Source organism: Burkholderia sp. 3C (assembly GCF_054589155.1).
The window spans coordinates 1-19,457 of the sequence record NZ_BAAILN010000020.1; the positions used below are offsets into that span (position 1 = coordinate 1).

At 67.7% G+C, this 19,457-nt stretch carries 21 protein-coding genes; 16 read left to right on the forward strand and 5 right to left on the reverse strand.

The features are described 5' to 3' along the window. Positions 1-49: 49 nt before the first annotated feature. The 3 genes from ACYP33_RS02890 to flgA all read right to left on the reverse strand — a co-directional run bounded on the left by ACYP33_RS02890 (position 50) and on the right by flgA (position 2,497). Positions 50-490 carry a flagella synthesis protein FlgN gene (locus ACYP33_RS02890; protein ID WP_414443348.1) on the reverse strand — a complete coding sequence of 147 codons (441 nt, stop codon included), beginning with the start codon at positions 488-490 and terminating at the stop codon, positions 50-52. Positions 491-559: 69 nt separating this feature from the next. After that, positions 560-892 (reverse strand): flagellar biosynthesis anti-sigma factor FlgM, encoded by a 333-nt coding sequence (gene flgM, locus ACYP33_RS02895; protein WP_414443347.1) that lies wholly within the window; start codon positions 890-892, stop codon positions 560-562. A gap of 129 nt (positions 893-1,021) precedes the next feature. After that, entirely contained in the window at positions 1,022-2,497 is a 1,476-nt protein-coding gene (gene flgA, locus ACYP33_RS02900; RefSeq protein ID WP_459619607.1) for a flagellar basal body P-ring formation chaperone FlgA, read from the reverse strand. Between the two features lie 215 nt (positions 2,498-2,712). On the opposite strand from flgA, the gene flgB reads away from it, so the two are divergent. The 13 genes from flgB (at position 2,713) to ACYP33_RS02965 (ending at position 16,249) form a co-directional block, all read left to right on the forward strand. Beyond that, the gene (gene flgB / locus ACYP33_RS02905) at positions 2,713-3,201 is read left to right on the forward strand and encodes a flagellar basal body rod protein FlgB (RefSeq protein ID WP_414443345.1); all 489 of its coding nucleotides are present in this window, start codon (positions 2,713-2,715) and stop codon (positions 3,199-3,201) included. 46 nt (positions 3,202-3,247) lie between these two features. Further along, positions 3,248-3,673, forward strand: a complete 426-nt coding sequence (gene flgC / locus ACYP33_RS02910) for a flagellar basal body rod protein FlgC (protein ID WP_414443344.1) — start codon at positions 3,248-3,250, stop codon at positions 3,671-3,673. A 74-nt stretch (positions 3,674-3,747) separates the two neighbouring features. Beyond that, positions 3,748-4,515, forward strand: a complete 768-nt coding sequence (locus ACYP33_RS02915) for a flagellar hook assembly protein FlgD (protein WP_414443343.1) — start codon at positions 3,748-3,750, stop codon at positions 4,513-4,515. Between the two features lie 35 nt (positions 4,516-4,550). Continuing rightward, the gene (gene flgE, locus ACYP33_RS02920; RefSeq protein ID WP_414450798.1) at positions 4,551-5,798 is read left to right on the forward strand and encodes a flagellar hook protein FlgE; all 1,248 of its coding nucleotides are present in this window, start codon (positions 4,551-4,553) and stop codon (positions 5,796-5,798) included. A gap of 31 nt (positions 5,799-5,829) precedes the next feature. Next, positions 5,830-6,582 (forward strand): flagellar basal-body rod protein FlgF, encoded by a 753-nt coding sequence (flgF, locus tag ACYP33_RS02925; protein WP_414443341.1) that lies wholly within the window; start codon positions 5,830-5,832, stop codon positions 6,580-6,582. Positions 6,583-6,607: 25 nt separating this feature from the next. Continuing rightward, on the forward strand, positions 6,608-7,396 hold the full coding sequence (flgG, locus tag ACYP33_RS02930) for a flagellar basal-body rod protein FlgG (protein ID WP_414443340.1): 789 nt from the start codon (positions 6,608-6,610) through the stop codon (positions 7,394-7,396). Between the two features lie 18 nt (positions 7,397-7,414). Next, on the forward strand, positions 7,415-8,089 hold the full coding sequence (gene flgH / locus ACYP33_RS02935) for a flagellar basal body L-ring protein FlgH (protein WP_414443339.1): 675 nt from the start codon (positions 7,415-7,417) through the stop codon (positions 8,087-8,089). A gap of 5 nt (positions 8,090-8,094) precedes the next feature. Beyond that, a complete protein-coding gene (locus ACYP33_RS02940; protein ID WP_414450799.1) occupies positions 8,095-9,300 on the forward strand; it encodes a flagellar basal body P-ring protein FlgI in 1,206 nt (401 codons plus the stop codon). After that, positions 9,300-10,289 (forward strand): flagellar assembly peptidoglycan hydrolase FlgJ, encoded by a 990-nt coding sequence (gene flgJ / locus ACYP33_RS02945; protein WP_414443337.1) that lies wholly within the window; start codon positions 9,300-9,302, stop codon positions 10,287-10,289. Before ACYP33_RS02940 ends, flgJ begins: the two co-directional genes overlap by 1 nt. Positions 10,290-10,588: 299 nt before the next feature. Beyond that, on the forward strand, positions 10,589-11,341 hold the full coding sequence (locus tag ACYP33_RS02950) for a flagellar brake protein (RefSeq protein ID WP_414450800.1): 753 nt from the start codon (positions 10,589-10,591) through the stop codon (positions 11,339-11,341). Positions 11,342-11,462: 121 nt separating this feature from the next. Beyond that, the gene (gene flgK / locus ACYP33_RS02955; RefSeq protein WP_414443335.1) at positions 11,463-13,454 is read left to right on the forward strand and encodes a flagellar hook-associated protein FlgK; all 1,992 of its coding nucleotides are present in this window, start codon (positions 11,463-11,465) and stop codon (positions 13,452-13,454) included. 14 nt (positions 13,455-13,468) lie between these two features. Next, complete coding sequence (gene flgL / locus ACYP33_RS02960) at positions 13,469-14,698, forward strand: flagellar hook-associated protein FlgL (RefSeq protein WP_414450801.1); 1,230 nt, start codon at positions 13,469-13,471, stop codon at positions 14,696-14,698. 246 nt (positions 14,699-14,944) lie between these two features. Then, complete coding sequence (locus tag ACYP33_RS02965) at positions 14,945-16,249, forward strand: solute carrier family 23 protein (protein ID WP_459619612.1); 1,305 nt, start codon at positions 14,945-14,947, stop codon at positions 16,247-16,249. Positions 16,250-16,282: 33 nt separating this feature from the next. Here the strand turns inward: ACYP33_RS02965 and ACYP33_RS02970 are convergent, their stop codons facing one another. Further along, positions 16,283-17,161, reverse strand: coding sequence for a transcriptional regulator GcvA (locus tag ACYP33_RS02970; RefSeq protein WP_414443332.1), 879 nt, complete (start codon positions 17,159-17,161; stop codon positions 16,283-16,285). 103 nt (positions 17,162-17,264) lie between these two features. Here ACYP33_RS02970 and ACYP33_RS02975 point away from each other — a divergent pair, with 103 nt between their 5' ends. The 3 genes from ACYP33_RS02975 (at position 17,265) to ACYP33_RS02985 (ending at position 18,887) form a co-directional block, all read left to right on the forward strand. Continuing rightward, positions 17,265-17,870 (forward strand): chromate transporter, encoded by a 606-nt coding sequence (locus ACYP33_RS02975; RefSeq protein ID WP_459619614.1) that lies wholly within the window; start codon positions 17,265-17,267, stop codon positions 17,868-17,870. Further along, positions 17,867-18,394 (forward strand): chromate transporter, encoded by a 528-nt coding sequence (locus ACYP33_RS02980; RefSeq protein WP_414443330.1) that lies wholly within the window; start codon positions 17,867-17,869, stop codon positions 18,392-18,394. The genes ACYP33_RS02975 and ACYP33_RS02980 overlap by 4 nt, the downstream gene beginning before the upstream one ends. A 118-nt stretch (positions 18,395-18,512) precedes the next feature. Continuing rightward, a complete protein-coding gene (locus ACYP33_RS02985) occupies positions 18,513-18,887 on the forward strand; it encodes a glyoxalase superfamily protein (protein WP_459619616.1) in 375 nt (124 codons plus the stop codon). 166 nt (positions 18,888-19,053) lie between these two features. Here ACYP33_RS02985 and ACYP33_RS02990 read toward each other — a convergent pair. Then, positions 19,054-19,457 (reverse strand): DUF6396 domain-containing protein (locus ACYP33_RS02990; RefSeq protein ID WP_459619618.1); only part of this gene is annotated, 404 nt, incomplete at its 5' end.

A 19,457-nucleotide genomic window follows, 5' to 3' on the forward strand; every position in this document is an offset into this window, starting at 1 on the left:
GCGGGCAGCCCAGGCTGCCCGCGCCGGCGGTCATTTCAGCGAATCGGATTCAGCGAACCGGCGCCGAGACGCGGCCGTCCGGGCCGTACAGGCCCGCGCGCGGCGGTTGCGCGCGCAGCACCTGCAGGGTGCGCTCGTTGTAATCCATGCGGATGCGGATCAGCATGCCGTTGTTCAGATTGGCGTGACGTACGCGCTCGGTGGCGTCGCGCAGCAGGCGCCAGCGGCTCGCGACGCTCGGGTCGCGCTCCGAGGCGGCGTCGATGCCGGCGCGGCCGGCCGGATAGCCGAGGGCCACGAGCTGGGTATCGCGCAGCTTTTCCAGCGTGGCGAGGCGTTCGACCAACTCGGTCTTGCGCTCGATGATGCCGGGCAGCGCTTCGGCCGGCGACGCCGCCGTCAACGCCTGTTGCTCGTAGGCGAGCAGCGACGCGAAAGCCTCGACCGTCGCGTGTTCGTCGTTGATCGTCGCCAACAGTGCTTCTTTCATTGCGTCTCGCTCAAAACGCCGACGTGCGGACCATCCGCGCGCCGATTGCCGTCGCCCACCGCCGGCCGGTCAGCCGAGCTGGGGCGGCGTGCGCAACAGTTCGCTCGCCGTCTGCAGGATGCCGTCGGCGATCTTGCCGGTGTCGATCGACAGCGAACCGTTGCTGATCGCGTCGCGGATCGACTGGACTTTCGCGGTGTCGATGTCGGACGAGCCGGACGCCGCGAGGGATTGCAGGTTGGTCGACAGGGACGACAGGTTCACGTTGGCGTCGCTGCTGGCGGAGGCCGTGTCGGTCGCGGCGGGCGCGGCCGGAGCGGCGGCGCTGGCCTGCGTGCGCGACGAAGCGGCGTCGGTGGACGCCGGGCGGACATTGGAGGCGGAGGAGGAATCGATTTTCACGATGGGCTTTCCTGAACGATTTGAGCGAGATAACGGCATCGCAGGGCCGAACTTTAGCGCTCGATCCTCAGTAAAGGCTTTCAGAAACAAAACTTTGCAATCTTTCCGGCTGCCTCGGCCGAGCCGCCATCATAAAGGAATCTCGACCGTCCCCGAGTCCTTCACCACCCCCATCACGATCTGCCCCTCGGCCATCCGCACCCGCACCTGCTGACCTGGCCCCGCATTGTTCAGCACACTGCCTTCCGACGAAATCGAAAACCCATGACCCGCCACCACCACGCGCACGGTCTGGCCGATGCTGACCGCCGAGGCGCTGCGCAGCATGTCCTGGCGCAGCGGCAGCCCGAGTGCCACGCGCATCAGGGCGGTGCCGCCGACTGCCTGTGACGGATCGGTGACGATCGCCAGCGGCAGCATGGTCAGGTCGCCGTCGCGCGGCGTCAGGTCGGCCGCCGTCAGCACGTCGCCGGGCGCCAGCGCGCGGGCGGCCACGTAATAGGTGCCCTGCACCGTGATCTTCGATTGCAGGAACAGCGTCCACGGTTTCGCACCGGCGCAGCGCACGCCGACCGTGGTGCGGCCCCACAGACGCGCGCCGGGCGGCAGAAACGGTTCGAGCGTCGTGCAGGCCGCCAGCCCGCGCGGGAACGCCGGCGAGACGGTGACGGTCGCCTTGCCGGGCAGGCCGGCGGTCTGCTGGCGCAGGAACGCGAGCGCGGCCTGGCGGATCGCCTCCGGGTCCTGCTGGCCGTCGGCGACCGGCGCTGCGGCTTGCTGCGCGGCCCCGGTTTCGGCGGGTGCCGCGGGTGAGACCGGCACGGCGGACGGGTGCGCCGACACGCGCAGGATGCCCGGCCGGGCATAACGCATCGCGTTCGTGGCGGGCGGCGCGTCCTGCGCGACCACCGGGGCGACCTGCTGCGCGCGGGCGGCGGCCGACGGGGCCGGCACGGCGGGCGCGCGATAGACGGCGGGCTGGTAACCGGATTTGACCGAGGTCGGCGCAGGCGTGGGTGCGGTAGGTGCCGCCGGGGCGGTTTGCAGCGCGGAGGCCGCCGCCGCGCGACGGGCGGCCGCGATGCCGGCGGCATAACCGGCCGCGTAACCGGCCTGAGCGTTCGGCGCGGCCGATTGAGTGGCCGATTGCGCGGCGGCCGGGCTCGCCTGCGGCATGGCGGCGCGGTTGTCGGGATACAACGGCGGCTCGGCCATCGGCGCCGTGGCGGCTGCGCGCATCGCGGCGTTGCCGCCCGTCACCACGCCGGTCGCGGCGTTCGGATCGCCGCTCAATACGATGTCGTGCGACGGCGCGCCGCCCGAGGCGGCGCTGCCGCCGCCGTAAGCGTTGCGCAAGTCGGCCGAACTGTAGGCGTTCAGGCTCGACGGGCCGCGCGGCGTCGGGTTGGCGATGCCGTGCGCGGTGGCGTTCGACAGCGCCGCTTCGGCCGATTCGCCGCGGCCCGGGATCACGATCATCCCGTCGCTGCCGGCCGTCTGGGCCAGCGCGGCGGCCGGCAGCAACACGGCCAGGCCGAGCGCGGCCGCCATGCGGCGTGCGGCGCGTACGCCGAATCCGCGCACACGGCCAGATGCTGTCGCCATCGCCGCCTCCTGAAAACCGTTGGTACGGATCGCATTCTAGGGAGACGGTCCATCCGACAAACGATGAATAGAGGGGGGCTTTGCCGGTTATTCGTCCGATTGCCGCTTGCGTCTCGCGCCTACGATGCATGTCATCGAAAAGCGTCTCTGTGCCTGCCGCGTCCTGCGCGTCGTGGCGACGGGACGCCGCCCCGCTTCCGATGGAGGAATGCCCGATGCTGGACAAACTCGATTCCGAATTCGCGTTCAATCGCCAGGCGCTCGACGTGCGCGCGTACCGGCAGGAACTGCTGTCGTCGAACATCGCCAATGCCGACACGCCGGGCTATCAGGCCCGCGACGTCAATTTCGGCGCGGCGCTGGGCCGCGCGCTGTCGCACCAGAGCGGCCAGGCCGGCGCTGACAACGCGTCGCGGCTGCCGATGACGCAACCGGCCGGCGTGACGAGCGGCATGACGCTGGTGTCCACCGAGGCCGGCCACATGAGCGGCAAGACCACCCTGAGCGCCACCGGCGGCCCGAGCGACGACTACGGCCGCGTGTCGTACCGCATCCCGCGCCAGCCGTCGCTGGACGGCAACACGGTGGATCTCGACGCGGAACGCGTGCAGTTCGCCGACAACACCATTCATTACCAGGCCGGGATGACGGCGGTCACCGGCCAGATCAAGGCGATGCTCGCTGCGATCCAGTCGGGCAGCTAACCCGCCGCCCGCCGCCCGTCACCCAAGCCGCACACGAGGAACTCCCATGCCTTCGCTGATGAATATCTTCGACGTCGCCGGTTCGGCGATGTCCGCCGAATCCCAGCGCCTGAACGTGACCGCATCGAACCTGGCGAACGCGGACAGCGTGACCGGCCCGGACGGCAAGCCGTACCGCGCCAAGCAGGTGGTGTTCGAGACCCAGCCGATCGGCGGCGCGCGCACCGGCTCGGGGCAGGGCGTGGGCGGCGTGCAGGTCAAGCAGGTGATCGACGATCCGACGCCGATGAAGACCAGCTACGACCCGTCGAACCCGACGGCCGACGCGAACGGCTACGTGACGCTGCCGAACGTCGACCCGGTGCAGGAAATGGTGAACATGATCTCGGCCTCGCGCTCGTACCAGGCCAACGTCGAGACGCTGAACACCGCCAAGCAATTGATGTTGAAGACTTTAACGATCGGCACCTGAAGGCCGACGCTCTCCGCGTAATCCCGTAACTGACATAGCGATCCGCGAGCGCATTCGCGAAAGGCAACCCGGACATGAGTACCCCCATCAGCGGCAGCGGCACGACCGTCACGAACACGCCGACCGACACCATGAACGCCAACTCGACGGGCACGTCGGCGGCGGATCTGCAACAGACGTTCCTGACGCTGCTGGTCACCCAGTTGCAGAACCAGGACCCGACGAGCCCGGTCGACAGCTCGCAGATGACCTCGCAGCTCGCGCAGATCAACACGGTGAGCGGCATCGCCCAGCTCAATTCGTCGCTGACCTCGCTGTCGTCGCAGATCACGGCCGGTCAGTCGACCCAGGCCGCCCTGCTGGTCGGCTCGAACGTGCTCGCCCCGGGCAGCACGCTGAACGTGTCCGGCGGCGCCACCACGGCGTTCGGCGTGCAACTGACGACCGCGGCCTCGAACCTGACCATCACGGTCAAGGATTCGACCGGCAAGGTGGTCAACACCGTCAACGAAGGCGCGCAGTCGGCCGGCACGGTGCCGCTGACCTGGACGCCGACCGATTCGACCGGAGCGCCGCTGGCCGATGGCGCCTACACGATCAGCGCGACGTACACGGATTCGACCGGCGCCACCGCCAACGCCACCACCATGACGGTGGCCCAGGTGCAGGGCGTGGTTCGCCAGGCCGACGGTTCGGCAGGCCTGGCGCTGTCGAACGGCTCGACCGTCGGCCTGTCCGACATCGGCGCGATCTTCCCGTCGGCGTCGTCCTCGGCTTCGAGCGGTTCGGGTTCCGGCTCCAGCGGCTCGGATTCGTCGAAAGACTCGAACGCTTCTTCCTAATCGATTGATCCGGCCACAGGCCGACGGAGACCAACATGGGTTACCAACAGGGTTTGAGCGGTTTGCAAGGTGCGTCGAACGATCTCGACGTGATCGGCAACAACATCGCCAATGCGAACACGGTCGGCTTCAAGGCCGCCACGGCGCAGTTTTCGGATTTGTACGCGAACTCGGTGTCGACCGCGGTTGCGAACGGCATCGGTATCGGCACGCAGCTCGCGGCGGTCGCGCAGGTGTTCCAGCAGGGCTCGCTGACGAGCACGCAGAATCCGCTCGACATGGCGATCTCGGGCAACGGCTTCTTCCAGGTCAGCAGCAACGGCACCACCACCTACACGCGTGACGGCGAGTTCCACGCCGACGCGAACGGCAACATCGTCAACTCGGCCGGCGCGAACCTGATGGGCTACGGCGTGAACGCCGACGGCACCATCAACACCGCCTCGCTGAAGCCGCTGTCGGCGCCGCAGGGCAACATCTCCCCGCAGGCGTCCACCGCGATCACGGGCCAGTTCAACCTGAGCCAGACCGACACGACGCAAACCACCACGCCGTTCAACTACACCGATTCGACCAGCTACACGCTGCGCCAGCCGGTGCAAACGTACGATTCGCTCGGCAACCAGCAGAACGTCAACCTGTACTTCGTGAAGTCGACCACCACGGGCACCTGGGAGGTGTACGCGGGCGCCGACAACACCACGCCGACCGACATCGGTTCGATGACGTTCGACAGCTCGGGCAAGCTGGTCAGCTCGACCAGCGCCGCCACCGGCGCGGCCACGACCTCGCTCGGCAAGTTCTCGCTGAGCGTGCCGAACAGCACGGGCGCAGTGACGCCGCAGGCGATCTCGCTGGACCTGTCGACCTCGACGCAGTTCTCGACCAGCAAGAGCGCCTCGTCGAACCTGGTGGCCGACGGCTTCCCGACCGGCTCGCTGACCTCGTACTCGGTCGGCACGGACGGCACCGTCAGCGGCATCTACTCGAACGGCAAGACGATGACGCTGGGCCAGGTGGTGGTGGTCAACTTCAACAACCCGAACGGGCTGACCAGCGTCGGCGGCAACCAGTACATCCAGACGACCGCCTCGGGCGTGCCGCAGATCGGCGTGGCGGGCACCACCAACCACGGCTCGCTGAAGGGCGGCACGACGGAAGCGTCGACCACCGACCTGACCGGCGAACTGGTGAACCTGATCACGGCGCAACGCGATTACCAGGCGAACGCGCAGACGATCAAGACCCAGCAGACCGTCGATCAGACGCTGATCAATCTGTAACGCGCGGCGCGCGATTTCCTGACGGACGACCATGGACCGACTGATTTATACAGCGATGACGGGCGCGGGCCAGGCCCTCGACCAGCAGTCCACGATCGCGAACAACCTCGCGAACACGTCGACGACGGGCTTTCGCGCGCAACTCGCGACCTACCGGGCCGTGCCGATGAATTTCGGCGAGGCCAGCAACCCGGATACCACCCGCACCTTCGTGCTCAGCTCGACGCCGGGCGCCGACTACTCGGCCGGCCCCATCACGCGCACCGGCAATCCGCTGGACGTGGCGGTGGAAGGCCCGGGCTGGCTGTCGGTGCTGGCCAAGGACGGCAGCGAGGCCTACACGCGCGCCGGCAACCTGCACGTGGACGAGAACGGCCAGCTGGTGAACGCCTCGAACCTGCCGGTGCTCGGCCAGGGCGGCCCGATCGCCGTGCCGCCGAACGCCAAGGTGACGATCGGCGTGGACGGCACGGTGTCGGTGCTGGCCGCCGGCGACCCGCCGCAGGCCGTGGCGATGGTCGATCAGCTCAAGCTGGTCAACCCGGACCCGAACACCATGACGCGCGGCGACGACGGCCTGTTCCGCACCAGCGACGGCAATCCGGCCGATCCCGACCCGACCGTGCAGGTGGCGGCGGAATCGCTCGAAGGCAGCAACGTCAATCCGGTCAGCGCGATGGTGTCGATGCTCGACAACGCGCGGGCCTTCCAGTTGCAGACGAACCTGATCAAGAGCGCCGACCAGAACGAACAGTCGGCCAACCAGATCCTCACTTTCAGCTGAACGCGGCGTCTCCAGGAGAATCACAGTGAACCGCTCTCTTTACATCGCCGCGACCGGCATGAATGCGCAGCAGGCGCAGATGGACGTGATCTCGAACAACCTCGCGAACGTGAGCACCAACGGCTTCAAGGGCTCGCGCGCAGTGTTCGAGGATCTGCTGTATCAAACCGTGCGTCAGCCCGGTGCGAACTCGACCCAGCAGACCGAACTGCCGTCGGGCCTGCAGCTCGGCACCGGCGTGCAGCAGGTCGCCACCGAGCGCCTCTACACGCAGGGCAACCTGCAGCAAACCGGCAACTCGCGCGACGTCGCGATCAACGGCCAGGGCTTCTTCCAGGTCCTGATGCCGGACGGCACCAACGCCTACACGCGCGACGGCTCGTTCCACACCAACGCGCAGGGCCAGCTCGTCACGTCGAGCGGCTATCAGGTGCTGCCGGGCATCACGGTGCCGCAGACGGCCACCTCGATCACGATCGGCTCGGACGGCGTGGTCACGGTCACGCAGCCGGGCAACGCCACCTCGACGCAGATCGGCGCGATGCAGGTCGCAACCTTCATCAACCCGGAAGGCCTGCAGGCGCTCGGCCAGAACCTGTTCGCCGAAACCTCGTCGTCGGGCGTGCCGAACGTCACGACGCCGGGCCTGAACGGCGCCGGTTCGCTGAACCAGGGCTATGTGGAATCCTCGAACGTGAACGTGGTGCAGGAACTGGTCAACATGATCCAGACCCAACGCGCCTACGAGATCAACAGCAAGGCCGTGACGACGTCCGACCAGATGCTGCAGACCGTCACGCAGATGAAGAGTTAACGAGCACGGCAGGTTGTCATGAAGCAGGTTCGCCCTTTCCGTTTTGCCGCACTCGCCGTCCTGGCCGTGTGTACCGGCTGTGCGCAGATTCCGCACCCGCCGCTCACGCAACAGCCGATGACGGCGGTGCCGCCCGTGCCGCCGCAGATGCAGGCCCCCGGCTCGATCTTCAACCCGGGTTACGCGGGCCGGCCGCTGTTCGAGGATCAGCGGCCGCGCAACGTGGGCGACATCCTGACCATCATGATTGCCGAGAACGTAAACGCCACCAAGTCGTCGGGCGCCAACGCCAACCGCGGCGGCAGCACCGACTTCAACGTGCCGACCGCCGGCTTCATGGGCGGCCTGTTCAACAAGGCGAACCTGTCGGCCACCGGCAGCAACAAGTTCACCGCGACGGGCGGCGCGACCGCCGCCAACACGTTCAGCGGCACGATCACCGTGACCGTCACCAACGTGCTGCCGAACGGCAACCTGATGGTCAGCGGCGAGAAGCAGATGCTGATCAACCAGGGCAACGAATACGTGCGCTTCTCGGGCGTGGTCAATCCCACCTCGATTTCGGGTGCCAACTCGGTGTTCTCGACCCAGGTGGCCGACGCGCGCATCGAATACTCGGCGAAGGGCTACATCAACGAAGCCGAAACGATGGGCTGGCTGCAGCGTTTCTTCCTCAACGTCGCGCCGTGGTGACCCCGATGCCCCGCCGTTCCAACCTCCGTTTTTCATCCCAGCCGCGCGCCCCGCGCCTGGCGCGCCTGCCTTATCTGGCCTGGCTCGCGCTGGTGGCGCTGGCCTGCGCGATGCTGCTGCTGCCGGCTCGGCCGGCGCATGCCGAACGCCTCAAGGATCTGGTGCAGATCCAGGGCGTGCGCGACAACCCGCTGATCGGCTATGGCCTGGTGGTGGGCCTCGACGGCACGGGCGACCAGACCACCCAGACGCCGTTCACCACGCAGACGCTCGCGAACATGCTCGCGAACCTCGGCATCTCGATCAACAACGGCACCTCGACGGGCGGCGCGGCCTCGCTGTCGAACCTCCAGCTCAAGAACGTCGCGGCCGTGATGGTGACCGGCACGCTGCCGCCGTTCGCGCGGCCGGGCGAGGCGATCGACGTGACCGTATCGTCGCTCGGCAACGCCAAGAGCCTGCGCGGCGGCACGCTGCTGCTGACGCCGCTGAAGGGCGCAGACGGCCAGGTGTACGCGCTGGCGCAGGGCAACATGGCGGTGGGCGGCGCGGGCGCGAGCGCCAACGGCAGCCGCGTGCAGGTCAACCAGCTCGCGGCCGGCCGCATCGCCAGCGGCGCGATCGTCGAGCGCTCGGTGCCGAACGCGCTGGCGCAGATGAACGGCATGCTGCAACTGCAACTGAACGACATGGATTACGGCACCGCCGAGCGCATCGTCACGGCGGTCAATTCGAGCTTCGGCCCCGGCATCGCCACCGCGCTCGACGGCCGCACGATTCAACTGACCGCGCCGTCCGATCCGGCGCAGCAGGTGGCCTTCATGGCCCGCCTGCAGAGCCTCGAGGTCAGCCCCGATCGCGCGGCCGCCAAGGTCATCCTCAACGCGCGCACCGGCTCGATCGTGATGAACCAGATGGTCACGCTGCAAAGCTGCGCGGTCGCGCACGGCAATCTGTCGGTGGTGGTCAACACGCAACCGGTGGTGTCGCAGCCGGGCGCGTTCTCGAATGGACAAACCGTGGTGGCGCAGCAGTCGCAGATCCAGCTCAAGCAGGATAACGGCGCGCTGCGCATGGTGACCGCCGGCGCGAATCTCGCCGACGTGGTCAAGGCGCTGAACTCGCTCGGCGCGACACCGGCCGACCTGATGTCGATCCTGCAGGCCATGAAGGCCGCCGGCTCGCTGCGGGCCGACCTGGAGATCATCTGATGGCCAATCTTCCGAATGCCAATTCCGCCGACCTGACCCAGCGCTTCGCGCTCGACCTGCAGGGCTTCGACGCGATGCGCCAGCAGGCGAACGCGTCGCCCGGCACCGGGCTCAAGCAGGTCGCCACCCAGTTCGACGCGATGTTCGCGCAGATGATGCTCAAGAGCATGCGCGATGCCACGCCGCAGGACGGCGTGTTCGACTCGAACACCTCGAAGCTCTACACCTCGATGCTCGACCAGCAGCTCTCGCAGCAGATGGCCAAGCACGGCATCGGCGTGGCCGACGCGCTGATGAAGCAACTGATGCGCAACGAGAACCTCGGCGGCGCGCAGGGCGGTGCGGCCGGCGGCGCGGCGGGCGCGGGCGGCATGAGCGCCGCGATGAACGCGATGGGCGACGACGAGGGCGGCCTCGCGGGCAGCAATGCGCTGGCGCAGGCGCTGGCCAGCGCGCGCGCCAACAACCATTTCGGCGGCAACGGCTATTCGGCCGAGAGCGCGCTGACGCCGCCCGTCAAGGGCAACGGCGCGTCGCCGGATCAGGACCATTTCGTCGGCAAGGTGGCCGATGCGGCGCAGGCGGCCAGCGCCGCCACCGGCATTCCGGCGCGCTTCATCGTCGGCCAGGCCGCGCTCGAATCGGGCTGGGGCAAGCGCGAGATTCGCGGCCGCGACGGCCAGTCGAGCTACAACGTGTTCGGCATCAAGGCGACCAAGAACTGGACCGGGCGCACCGTGTCGGCCGTCACGACCGAATACGTGAACGGCCAGCCGCATCGCGTGGTGGCGCAGTTCCGTGCCTACGATTCGTACCAGCACGCGATGACCGACTACGCCACGATGCTGAAGAGCAACCCGCGTTACGCCGGGGTGCTGAACACGGCGAGCACGCCGGAAGGCTTTGCGAACGGCATGCAGCGCGCCGGTTATGCGACCGACCCGCATTACGCCAAAAAATTGATCTCGATATTGCGTCAAATCGTGTAAAGCGCGCAACGTGCTGGCGCTTTATGTCGCGGCACGCAACGTGAATGCACAATTGACCGAGGGTTAACCCTTAATTTATTGGTAATTCGGCAACATTTTCTACGCGTTTTCAGGTATATCTCCTGTTGAATTTACTTTTAGCCAAAGAATTACGAACGATTTCGATCTACACTCTGCGCTGACGCTGCGGGCCGTTCGAGGTCCGCGTCGAGCAAGCCGCGGCCGTGCATGCCGCCGGCACTCCGTGCGACCGGGCAAGCCGGCGCCAGGCAGAAGATGACATCCGGCAAGCCAACACCATGAACACCGAAGCACAGACCGCCACGTCGGAGGACGACGATTCCCTTCCCGATTACGGACGTCGCAACCCGCTCGAAATTGGCGTGCAGTTGCGCAATCTGCTGAATCGCGGGGATTTCCTCACGGTCCGCTATGCGGGCGGGCAGCTCGTCACGCGCATTCTCGCCGTCGATGTGCGCGGCGGCGCGTTCACGTTCGACTGGGGCGCGCTCGAAGCGCAGAACGCCCAGTTGCTGGCCGCCAAGCGCGGCGCGTTCGAGGCGCTGCCCGACGGCGTGCGTGTGGAGTTCTCGATCGGCACGCCCACCCAGGTCGATTACGAGGGCCGCCCGGCGTTTCTCGCGGCGTTCCCGGAAGTGCTGTATTTCGTGCAGCGCCGCGAGTATTTCCGCGTCGATGCGCCGATGCTCGACCCGTACATCGCGCGCGGCACGCTGCCCGACGGCGATTCGTTCACGTTCGAGATCGACAACATCTCGCTCGGCGGCATCGGCCTGCGCACCACCGACGAACGCGCGGCCGCGCTCGATCCGGGCGTGACGCTGCCGGACGTCGAACTGAGCCTGGCCACGCACGGCAAGCTGTCGCTCGATCTGCAACTGGTGTCGATGCGCAGCATCGACGTGCCGAACGGGGTGCGCCGCTATCAGGCGGGCTTCCGTTTCGCGTCGCTGCCGGGCGCTGCCGAGAACACGCTGCAACGTCTGATCACGCAACTCGAAGTCAAGCGCCGCCAGCTCGCCCGGGGCTGACGCACGCCGCTTTCCGGCCCGAGGGCCGCCGCCGAAATTCGCGCGCGCGGCCTCAATTTCCGCCGGCTGCGGCCGTTATACCGGGTGTCCCTTTCCCGGAGGCCGTGCGCGGCCGGCATTCATGTCCAACAATCTCCTGAACATTGGACTCAGCGGCCTCAACGCTGCCCAATGGGGTATCAACGTCACCGGCCAGAACATCAGCAACCAGGCGACCGCCGGCTATTCGGTCGAGCGCCCCGTGTATGCCGAAACCGATGGCCAGTACACGTCGAGCGGCTATCTGCCGAGCGGCGTGTCGACCGTCACGGTGCAGCGCCAGTACAGCCAGTACCTGTCGGCTCAACTGAACGCGGCGAACACCACCGGCAGCGCGCTGAGTTCGTATTCGTCGCTGGTCGCCACGCTGAACAACTACGTCGGCAGCCCGACGGGCGGCGTGGGCGCGGCCATCTCCAGCTATTTCACCGGTCTGCAGAACGTCGCCAACGGTGCGGCGAGCGCAGCGACGCGCGCCACCGCGTTCAGCGCCGGGCAGACGCTCGCGGCCCAGTTGTCCTCCGCCGGCGCGCAATTCGACGCGCTGCGCACCCAGGTCAACTCGCAACTGCAGAACTCGGCCACCCAGGTCAACGCACTGACCTCGCAAATCGCCCTGCTGAACCAGCAGATCGCGGTGGCGGGCTCGTCGGGCCAGCCCCCGAACCAGTTGCTCGACACGCGCGACCAGGCGGTCGCCAGCCTGTCGCAACTGGTGGGCGCGACGGTCACCACGCAAAGCGACGGCAGCTACACGGTGACGATCGGCAACGGTCAGCCGCTGGTGCTCGGCAACACCAGCTACCAGATGACCACGGTGCCGTCGGCATCGGACCCGAGCGAGCTGTCGCTGGCCGTGCAGAGCAGTTCGACGACCACCGGCGGCACGCCGCAGGTGCTGGCCGACAGCACGGTGACGGGCGGCTCGATCGGCGGCGCGCTACAGTTCCGCAGCCAGACGCTCGACCCGGCCGAAGCGCAGCTCGGCGCGATCGCCGTCAGCTTCGCCGCGCAGACCAACGCGCAGAACGCGCTCGGCATCGACGCGAACGGCAAGCCGGGCGGCAACCTGTTCACGGTGCCCGCGCCCACCACCATCACGAACCTGAACAACACCGGCACCGGCGTGCTGTCGGCCAGCTTCGACAACGCCCAGCAGCCGCCGAACAGCGATTACACGCTGTCGTACGACGGCACTACCTACACGCTCAAGAACAAGACCTCGGGCGACGTGGTGGGCACGGCCACTTCGCTGCCGGCCACGCTCGGCGGCCTGAAGCTGTCGGCCACCGGCACCATGAACGCCGGCGATTCGTTCACCATCGAGCCGACCCGCGGCGCGCTGAACGGCTTCGCCGTGGCGGCCACCGACGGCTCGGCGATCGCCGCCGCCGCCCCGGTGACGGCCAGCGCCAGCGCCAGCAACACCGGCAGCGGCAAGATCACCCAGGGCACGGTCACGGCGGGCTATCAGATGCCGTCGTCCACCACCACGCTGACCTACAACTCGGCGTCGAAATCGCTGACGGGCTTCCCGGCAGGCACCACGGTAACCATCGGCACCACGCCGCCCACCACGGTGACGATCGCCGACGGCACGACGCAAGTGCCGTACGACCCGACCCAGGGCGCGACGCTGACCATCACCAGCACGGTTCAGCCGCCGCCGGCCGGCGTCATGAACAACGTGTCGGTCACGCTGTCGGACACGCCGTCCAACGGCGACACGTTCACGATCGCCCCGGGCGGCGCCTCGAACGACGGCCGCAACGCGCAGTTGCTGTCGTCGCTGGCCACCTCGAAGGCCTTCGACGGCGGCACCACCACGCTGACCACTGCCTACAGCAGCTACGTCAACAACGTCGGCAACACCGCGGCGCGTCTGAGTGCGGCCAGCTCCGCGCAGACCGGCGTGGTCAGCCAGATCACCACCCAACAGCAATCCGTGTCGGGCGTGAACCAGAACGAGGAAGCGGCGAACCTGGTGCAGTACCAGCAGATGTACCAGGCCAACGCCAAGGTCATCCAGACCGCCCAGACCCTGTTCACCACGCTGCTCGGCATCTTCAACTGACGGAATCGATCATCATGCGCATCGCGACTTCGCAGTTCTATACGCAGAACATCGAGTTGATGAACAACCAGGAATCCCAGATCTCCACCCTGTATCAGCAGGTGGCGAGCGGGAACCTGCTGTTGACGGCGGCCGACAATCCGCTGGGGGCCGCGCAGGCCGTGCAGCTGTCGGCTTCGTCGGCCACGCTGTCGCAATACTCGACCAACCAGTCGACCGCGCTCAATGCGCTGCAACTGGAAGATTCGACGCTGAGCAGCGTGACCAGCACGCTGAACGCGATCGTGCCGAAACTCAGCAACGCGATCAACGGCACGCTGTCGGACAGCGACCGCGCCGCGCTCGCGGCGCAACTGCAAGGCCAGCGCGACACGCTGCTGAACCTGGCGAACACCACCGACGGCGCCGGCAACTACATCTTCGCGGGCTTCCAGAGCACGGCGCAGCCGTTCACCAATTCGTCGGCGGGCGGCGTGAGCTTCTCGGGCGACACCGGCCAGCGCAACGTGCAGATCTCCGACACGCAGAGCGTGTCGCAGGGCGACAGCGGCGTGAACGTGTTCCTGTCGGTGCAGGCGGTCGGCAGCGTGGCGGTGCCTGCCGGCGGCGCGGGCAACACCGGCTCGGGCACGGTCGGCACGGTCACGGCCGGCAAGCCGGGCGACCCCACCAACAACGACAACTTCACGATCACGTTCGGCGGCACGTCGGCGGCGCCCACCTACACGGTGACCGACAACTCCACCACGCCGCCGAGCACCGGCACGGCGCAGACGTACACGGCCGGCACCGCGATCACGGTCGGCAGTCAGAGCCTCGTGATTTCGGGCAAGCCGGCGCCTGGCGACACGTTCTCGCTGACGCCCGCCCCGCAGGCCGGCACGGACCTGTTCGGCGCGCTCGATTCGGTGATCGCCGCGCTCAAGCAGCCCGCCGGCAGCGACGCCACGGCCAACGCCACGCTGCAGAACTCGATCTCCACCGGCATGGCGAAGATCCAGAACGCGTTGACCAACATCACCACCGTGCAGGCGTCGGTGGGTGGCCGCGAATCCGAGGTGAAGGCGATGCAGACCGTCACCGCCAACAGCTCGACGATCACCACCAACGCGCTGTCGGACTTGTCGCAAGCCGACATGCCGACCGCCATCTCGCAGTTGCTGCAGGTGCAGAACGCGCTGACGGCCGCGCAGAAGGCGTTCTCGTCGGTGGCGAACCTCTCGCTGTTCCAGTATCTGAACTGATCGACGACACGCGGGCGGCCCGGGCAACGTTGCCGGCGCCGCTCGCGGTGCTTGTCGGGCTTCTCCGCGTTTCCCGCTGCTCCTCCGCTGTTCCCCGCTGTTTCCCCTTCGCAGTCTCCCCGGCTTGTCAGGCCCGTTTCCGCTTCGTACACTCGCGCCTGATCCGCATCCGGCGTGCCGTGCCTGGCCGCCGTCCCCCATGTCGCGATGACGACACGAAACCGACAACCGAGAGGAGAGCCGCCGATGGCCGATTCCTATTTCCCGCGCTGGCGCGTCGCGGCGCGCGGCGCCGATGGCGTGGTGGCGCCCGACGAGCGGCTGGCCTGGCCGCAGATGGTCGCGATGGGCGTGCAGCACGTGGTGGCGATGTTCGGTTCGACCGTGCTCGCGCCGCTGCTGATGGGTTTCGATCCGAACCTCTGCATCTTCATGTCGGGCATCGGCACGCTGCTGTTCTTCGTGGTGGTGGGCGGCCGGGTGCCGAGCTACCTCGGTTCGAGCTTCTCGTTCATCGGCCTGGTGATCGCCGTGACCGGCTACGGCGGCAGCGGCATGAATGCCAACATCCCCGTCGCGCTGGGCGGCATCATCGCCTGCGGGGTGGCCTACGGCGTGATCGGGCTGGTGGTGTCGGCGATCGGCACGCGCTGGATCGAGGCGCTGATGCCGCCTGTCGTGACCGGCGCGATCGTCGCCGTGATCGGCCTGAACCTCGCGCCGATCGCCGTGAAGGGCGTGAGCGGCAGCACGTTCGACAGCGTCATGGCGCTCGTTACGGTGTTGTGCGTGGGCGGCGTGGCGGTGTTCGCGCGCGGCATGATGCAGCGCCTGCTTATCCTGATCGGGCTCTTGATCGCCTATGTGATCTACGCGATCGTCACCAACGGCATGGGCCTCGGCAAGCCGATCGATTTCGCGGTGGTGGCGCATGCCGATTGGTTCGGTATCCCGAGCTTCACCGCGCCGGTGTTCGAGCCGCGCGCGATGCTGCTGCTGGTGCCGGTGGCGGTGATTTTGGTGGCCGAGAACCTCGGCCACCTGAAGGCCGTCAGCGCGATGACGGGCCACAACCTCGATCGCTACGTGGGCCGCGCCTTCCTCGGCGACGCGCTTGCCACGGTGGTGTCGGGCAGCGCCGGCGGCACCGGCGTGACCACCTACGCCGAGAACATCGGCGTGATGGCCGTCACGCGCATCTATTCGACGCTGGTGTTCGCGGTGGCCGCGCTGATCGCGATCGGGCTGGGCTTCTCGCCGAAGTTCGGCGCGCTGATCCGCACGATTCCGGGGCCGGTGCTGGGCGGCGTGTCGATCGTCGTGTTCGGGCTGATCGCGGTGACGGGCGCGCGGATCTGGGTCGTGAACCGCGTGGATTTCTCCGACAACCGCAACCTGATCGTGGCGGCCGTCACGCTGGTGCTGGGCGCGGGCGACTTCTCGCTGAAGCTCGGCAGCTTCGCGCTCGGCGGCATCGGCACCGCCACGTTCGGCGCGATCATCCTGTACGCGCTGCTGCGGCGCGAGAAGGAGCCGGGGCCGGTGGTCTGAGCGGGTGCTCAGGATTGCTTCGTTTCGGTTTCCTCAATGGCGTGACGCCTGCGCGTCGAGCCACGCGCAGAACTTCGCGACCACCGGCGGCGCGTCGCGCGCCGCGATCCACCAGTAGCTGCGGGTGGCGATGCGCGGGCCGTCGAGCGGCGTGACGAGCCGGCCGCCGGCCAGTTCGTCGTCGATCAGCGGCAGCGGGCCGAGCGCCACGCCCAGGCCGTCCACCGCGGCCTGCAACGCCAGATAGAAGTGGTCGAACGATTGCTTCTTGCGCCCGCGCATCGGCGTGTCGGCGGCGGCGAACCAGTCGCGCCACGCGCTCGGCCGCGTATCCGAATGCAGCAGCACGTGACGCGCCAGATCGTCGGGCTGCGCGATCGGCATGCGTGCGAGCAGCGCGGGCGTGCAGACCGGCAACAGCGTTTCGTCGAGAAAGTGCCCCACCGCGCGGTTCGGCCAGCGGCCGGGGCCGGTGCGGATCGCCACGTCGTACTGGCCTTCCAGCGTGTCGAGCGGCGCGTTCGAGGTGGACAGCTTCAGTTCCACGTTCGGCATGTCGCGCTGGAAGCGCGAGAGGCGCGGCAGCAGCCACTTCATCGCCAGCGTGGGCAGCGCGTTGATGCGCAGCACGTGGGCGGGCGAGGTGTCGCGCATCTTCTCGGTGGCGAGCGCGATGCGATCGAACGCGTCGGAGACGGACGCCAGGTAGCGGCGGCCGTCCTCGGTCAGGCGCACGCGCTTGCCGTGGCGGTGGAACACCGGCCGGCCGAGCCAGGTTTCGAGCGCGGCGACCTGCCGGCTGATCGCACCGTGAGTCACATGGAGTTCGTCGCCGGCGGCGCTGAAGCTTTCATGGCGGGCAGCGGCTTCGAAGGCCCGAAGCGCCGGGAACGGGGGCAGTTGGCGTGTCATGCTTGTGAGTGTAGATCACAAGGCGCGGGCCGAGAAATCGTTTTGCCGAGGCCGCCGACCGGCGTAATCTCGCCGCATCGATTGCCATCATTCAGGATTCCCCATGTCTTCACCCGTCACGCACGATGCCCCGCCGCGCGCGGTCGGCATCGCCGAACTGTTTTTCGGTTTTCTCGGCCTCGGGCTGGTGTCGTTCGGCGGCGCGCTGCCGTTCGTGCGGCGCGCCGTGGTGGACGAGCGCCGCTGGCTCACGCCCGAGGAGTTCACCGACCTGCTCGGGCTGTGCCAGTTCCTGCCGGGCGGCAACGTGATCAACATGTCGGTGGCGATCGGCATGCGCTTTCGCGGCGTGCCGGGCGCGCTGGCCGGGTTGCTCGGGCTGATCGCGGGGCCGACGCTGGTGGTGGTGGGGCTCGGCGTGATCTACGCGAAGACACAGGGCGACCCGCGCGTGCAGCACTTGTTCGGCGGCCTGGCCGCGGCGGCGGCGGGACTGCTGGTGGCGATGGCGATCAAGGTCGCCAAGCCGCTGCGCCATGTGCCGGCCGCGGCCGGCGTGGCGCTGCTGGCGTTCGTGGCGATCGCGCTGGTGCGGCTGCCGTTGCTGACCACCATGCTGGTGCTGACGCCTGTCAGCATCTGGCTCGCCTCGCGCGGGCACATGCAGGTCAAGGCCGGCGCGGCCGGCAAGCAGGGAGGTGCGCGATGAGCGACACGCTGGGCGCATTGGCCGCCATCTTCTCGCAGCTTTCGCTGCTCGCGTTCGGCGGCGGCAACACGATTCTTCCCGAAATGCAGCGGCAGGTGGTGGAGGTGCATCACTGGATGCCGGCCTCCGAATTCACGGCGCTGTTCGCGTTGGCGCAGGCCGCGCCGGGGCCGAACATGATGATCGTGTCGCTGGTGGGCTGGCACGTGGCGGGCTGGTCGGGGCTGCTGGTGGCGTCGCTGGCGAAGTTCGGGCCGTCGTCGGTGGTGACGATGCTGGTGCTGCACGCCTGGGAGCGCTTTCGCGACCGGCCGTGGCGGCGCTACGTGCAGCAGGGCATGATGCCCGTCACGGCCGGGCTGGTGGCGGCCAGCGCGCTGCTGATCTCGCAGGCCTCGAACGGCACCGCGCTGCAATGGGGGATCACGGCCGCCTGCGCGGCGCTGGCCTGGCGCACGCGGGTGCATCCGTTGTGGCTGTTGGGTGGGGGTGCGTTGATCGGGTTGGCGAGCGCGTGGTTTTGAGGGCGGGGCGGTGGCGCGTGGCGTTCGATGCGCGGCGCGATGCACGCAGTACGATGTGAGCAGTGCGTAACGATGCATCGCTTGCCCGCCGCCCCCTTTCTCACCGTTCGAGGCCCCGATGAAGATCCATCCCGCGATTCCGGTTCTGCGCAGTTTCTCCGAGGCCAAGGCCCGCGAGTTCTATGTCGACTTCCTCGGCTTCGCGGTGTTGTGGGAACACCGCTTCGAGCCGGGCCTGCCGCTTTACATGGCGCTCAAGCGCGGCGATCTCGAACTTCACGTGAGCGAGCATCACGGCGACGCCACGCCCGGCTCGACGGTGTTCGTGCCGATGGAGGGCATCGACGCTTTGCATGCCGAACTGATCGCGAAACGCTATGGCTTCGCGCGGCCCGGCATTGAGGCGCAGGCGTGGGGGCGCGAACTGACGGTGGCGGACCCGTTCGGCAACCGCCTGCGCTTCACCGAACTGAACGGAAACCGCGCCGCATGACCATCCGCACAATCGAAGAAGCTGTTGCGAAATTAGTGTTTTGGCCTGTTGATTTTCCGACGCGGTGTTAACTTTCTGTCTTGTTTGGCCGGACAGGAAGCCATGCCTAACCAGCGGGTGGACGTACGCAGAAAGCCCAAGGCGCTTGCGCAAGCGGATCGTTTCATCACGCCTCTTTTCCATGAGCGATCAGCTTCCAGATCACGTCCGTCGTATAGCGGCGCTTTCCCAATACGCTGTCGAGTAGCGCCAGTGGACGAGGTTCGTAAATATCGAGCAACGGAAAGACATCGCCTCGATTGAAGTTCCGCGTCGTATCGGCCTGAAGCCCCGGACGAATCTGGGCACACCACACGCCACCCTCCGGGCAGCGTGCCCCGGCTCTTGCCGTCGTGCCGATCGGCAGGCGTGCGCGCGTCGATGTCGGTGCATCCGCCGACGATGTCTTCGAAACAGCAGTGGACAGCGGCAAACCCGTTGCCGGATCGAGGTGCTTTGCCTTCGCAAGCTGGTCGAGCAGTTCTTCCGACGGCTTGGGCGGCGGCACCGCAGCGTCCTGCTCTTTCTGCC

Bases quoted from the DNA above. Each gene is read 5' to 3' on its own strand.
- ACYP33_RS02940 (WP_414450799.1), top strand. From the start codon at position 8,095: ATGCCCCGCCGTTCCAACCTCCGTTTTTCATCCCAGCCGCGCGCCCCG.
- flgF (WP_414443341.1), top strand. From the start codon at position 5,830: ATGGACCGACTGATTTATACAGCGATGACGGGCGCGGGCCAGGCCCTC.
- ACYP33_RS02985 (WP_459619616.1), top strand. From the start codon at position 18,513: ATGAAGATCCATCCCGCGATTCCGGTTCTGCGCAGTTTCTCCGAGGCC.
- ACYP33_RS02975 (WP_459619614.1), top strand. From the start codon at position 17,265: ATGTCTTCACCCGTCACGCACGATGCCCCGCCGCGCGCGGTCGGCATC.
- flgH (WP_414443339.1), top strand. From the start codon at position 7,415: ATGAAGCAGGTTCGCCCTTTCCGTTTTGCCGCACTCGCCGTCCTGGCC.
- flgJ (WP_414443337.1), top strand. From the start codon at position 9,300: ATGGCCAATCTTCCGAATGCCAATTCCGCCGACCTGACCCAGCGCTTC.
- flgC (WP_414443344.1), top strand. From the start codon at position 3,248: ATGCCTTCGCTGATGAATATCTTCGACGTCGCCGGTTCGGCGATGTCC.
- flgA (WP_459619607.1), bottom strand. From the start codon at position 2,497: ATGGCGACAGCATCTGGCCGTGTGCGCGGATTCGGCGTACGCGCCGCA.
- flgK (WP_414443335.1), top strand. From the start codon at position 11,463: ATGTCCAACAATCTCCTGAACATTGGACTCAGCGGCCTCAACGCTGCC.
- ACYP33_RS02980 (WP_414443330.1), top strand. From the start codon at position 17,867: ATGAGCGACACGCTGGGCGCATTGGCCGCCATCTTCTCGCAGCTTTCG.
- ACYP33_RS02970 (WP_414443332.1), bottom strand. From the start codon at position 17,161: ATGACACGCCAACTGCCCCCGTTCCCGGCGCTTCGGGCCTTCGAAGCC.
- ACYP33_RS02965 (WP_459619612.1), top strand. From the start codon at position 14,945: ATGGCCGATTCCTATTTCCCGCGCTGGCGCGTCGCGGCGCGCGGCGCC.
- flgE (WP_414450798.1), top strand. From the start codon at position 4,551: ATGGGTTACCAACAGGGTTTGAGCGGTTTGCAAGGTGCGTCGAACGAT.
- ACYP33_RS02950 (WP_414450800.1), top strand. From the start codon at position 10,589: ATGAACACCGAAGCACAGACCGCCACGTCGGAGGACGACGATTCCCTT.
- flgB (WP_414443345.1), top strand. From the start codon at position 2,713: ATGCTGGACAAACTCGATTCCGAATTCGCGTTCAATCGCCAGGCGCTC.
- flgL (WP_414450801.1), top strand. From the start codon at position 13,469: ATGCGCATCGCGACTTCGCAGTTCTATACGCAGAACATCGAGTTGATG.
- ACYP33_RS02890 (WP_414443348.1), bottom strand. From the start codon at position 490: ATGAAAGAAGCACTGTTGGCGACGATCAACGACGAACACGCGACGGTC.
- ACYP33_RS02915 (WP_414443343.1), top strand. From the start codon at position 3,748: ATGAGTACCCCCATCAGCGGCAGCGGCACGACCGTCACGAACACGCCG.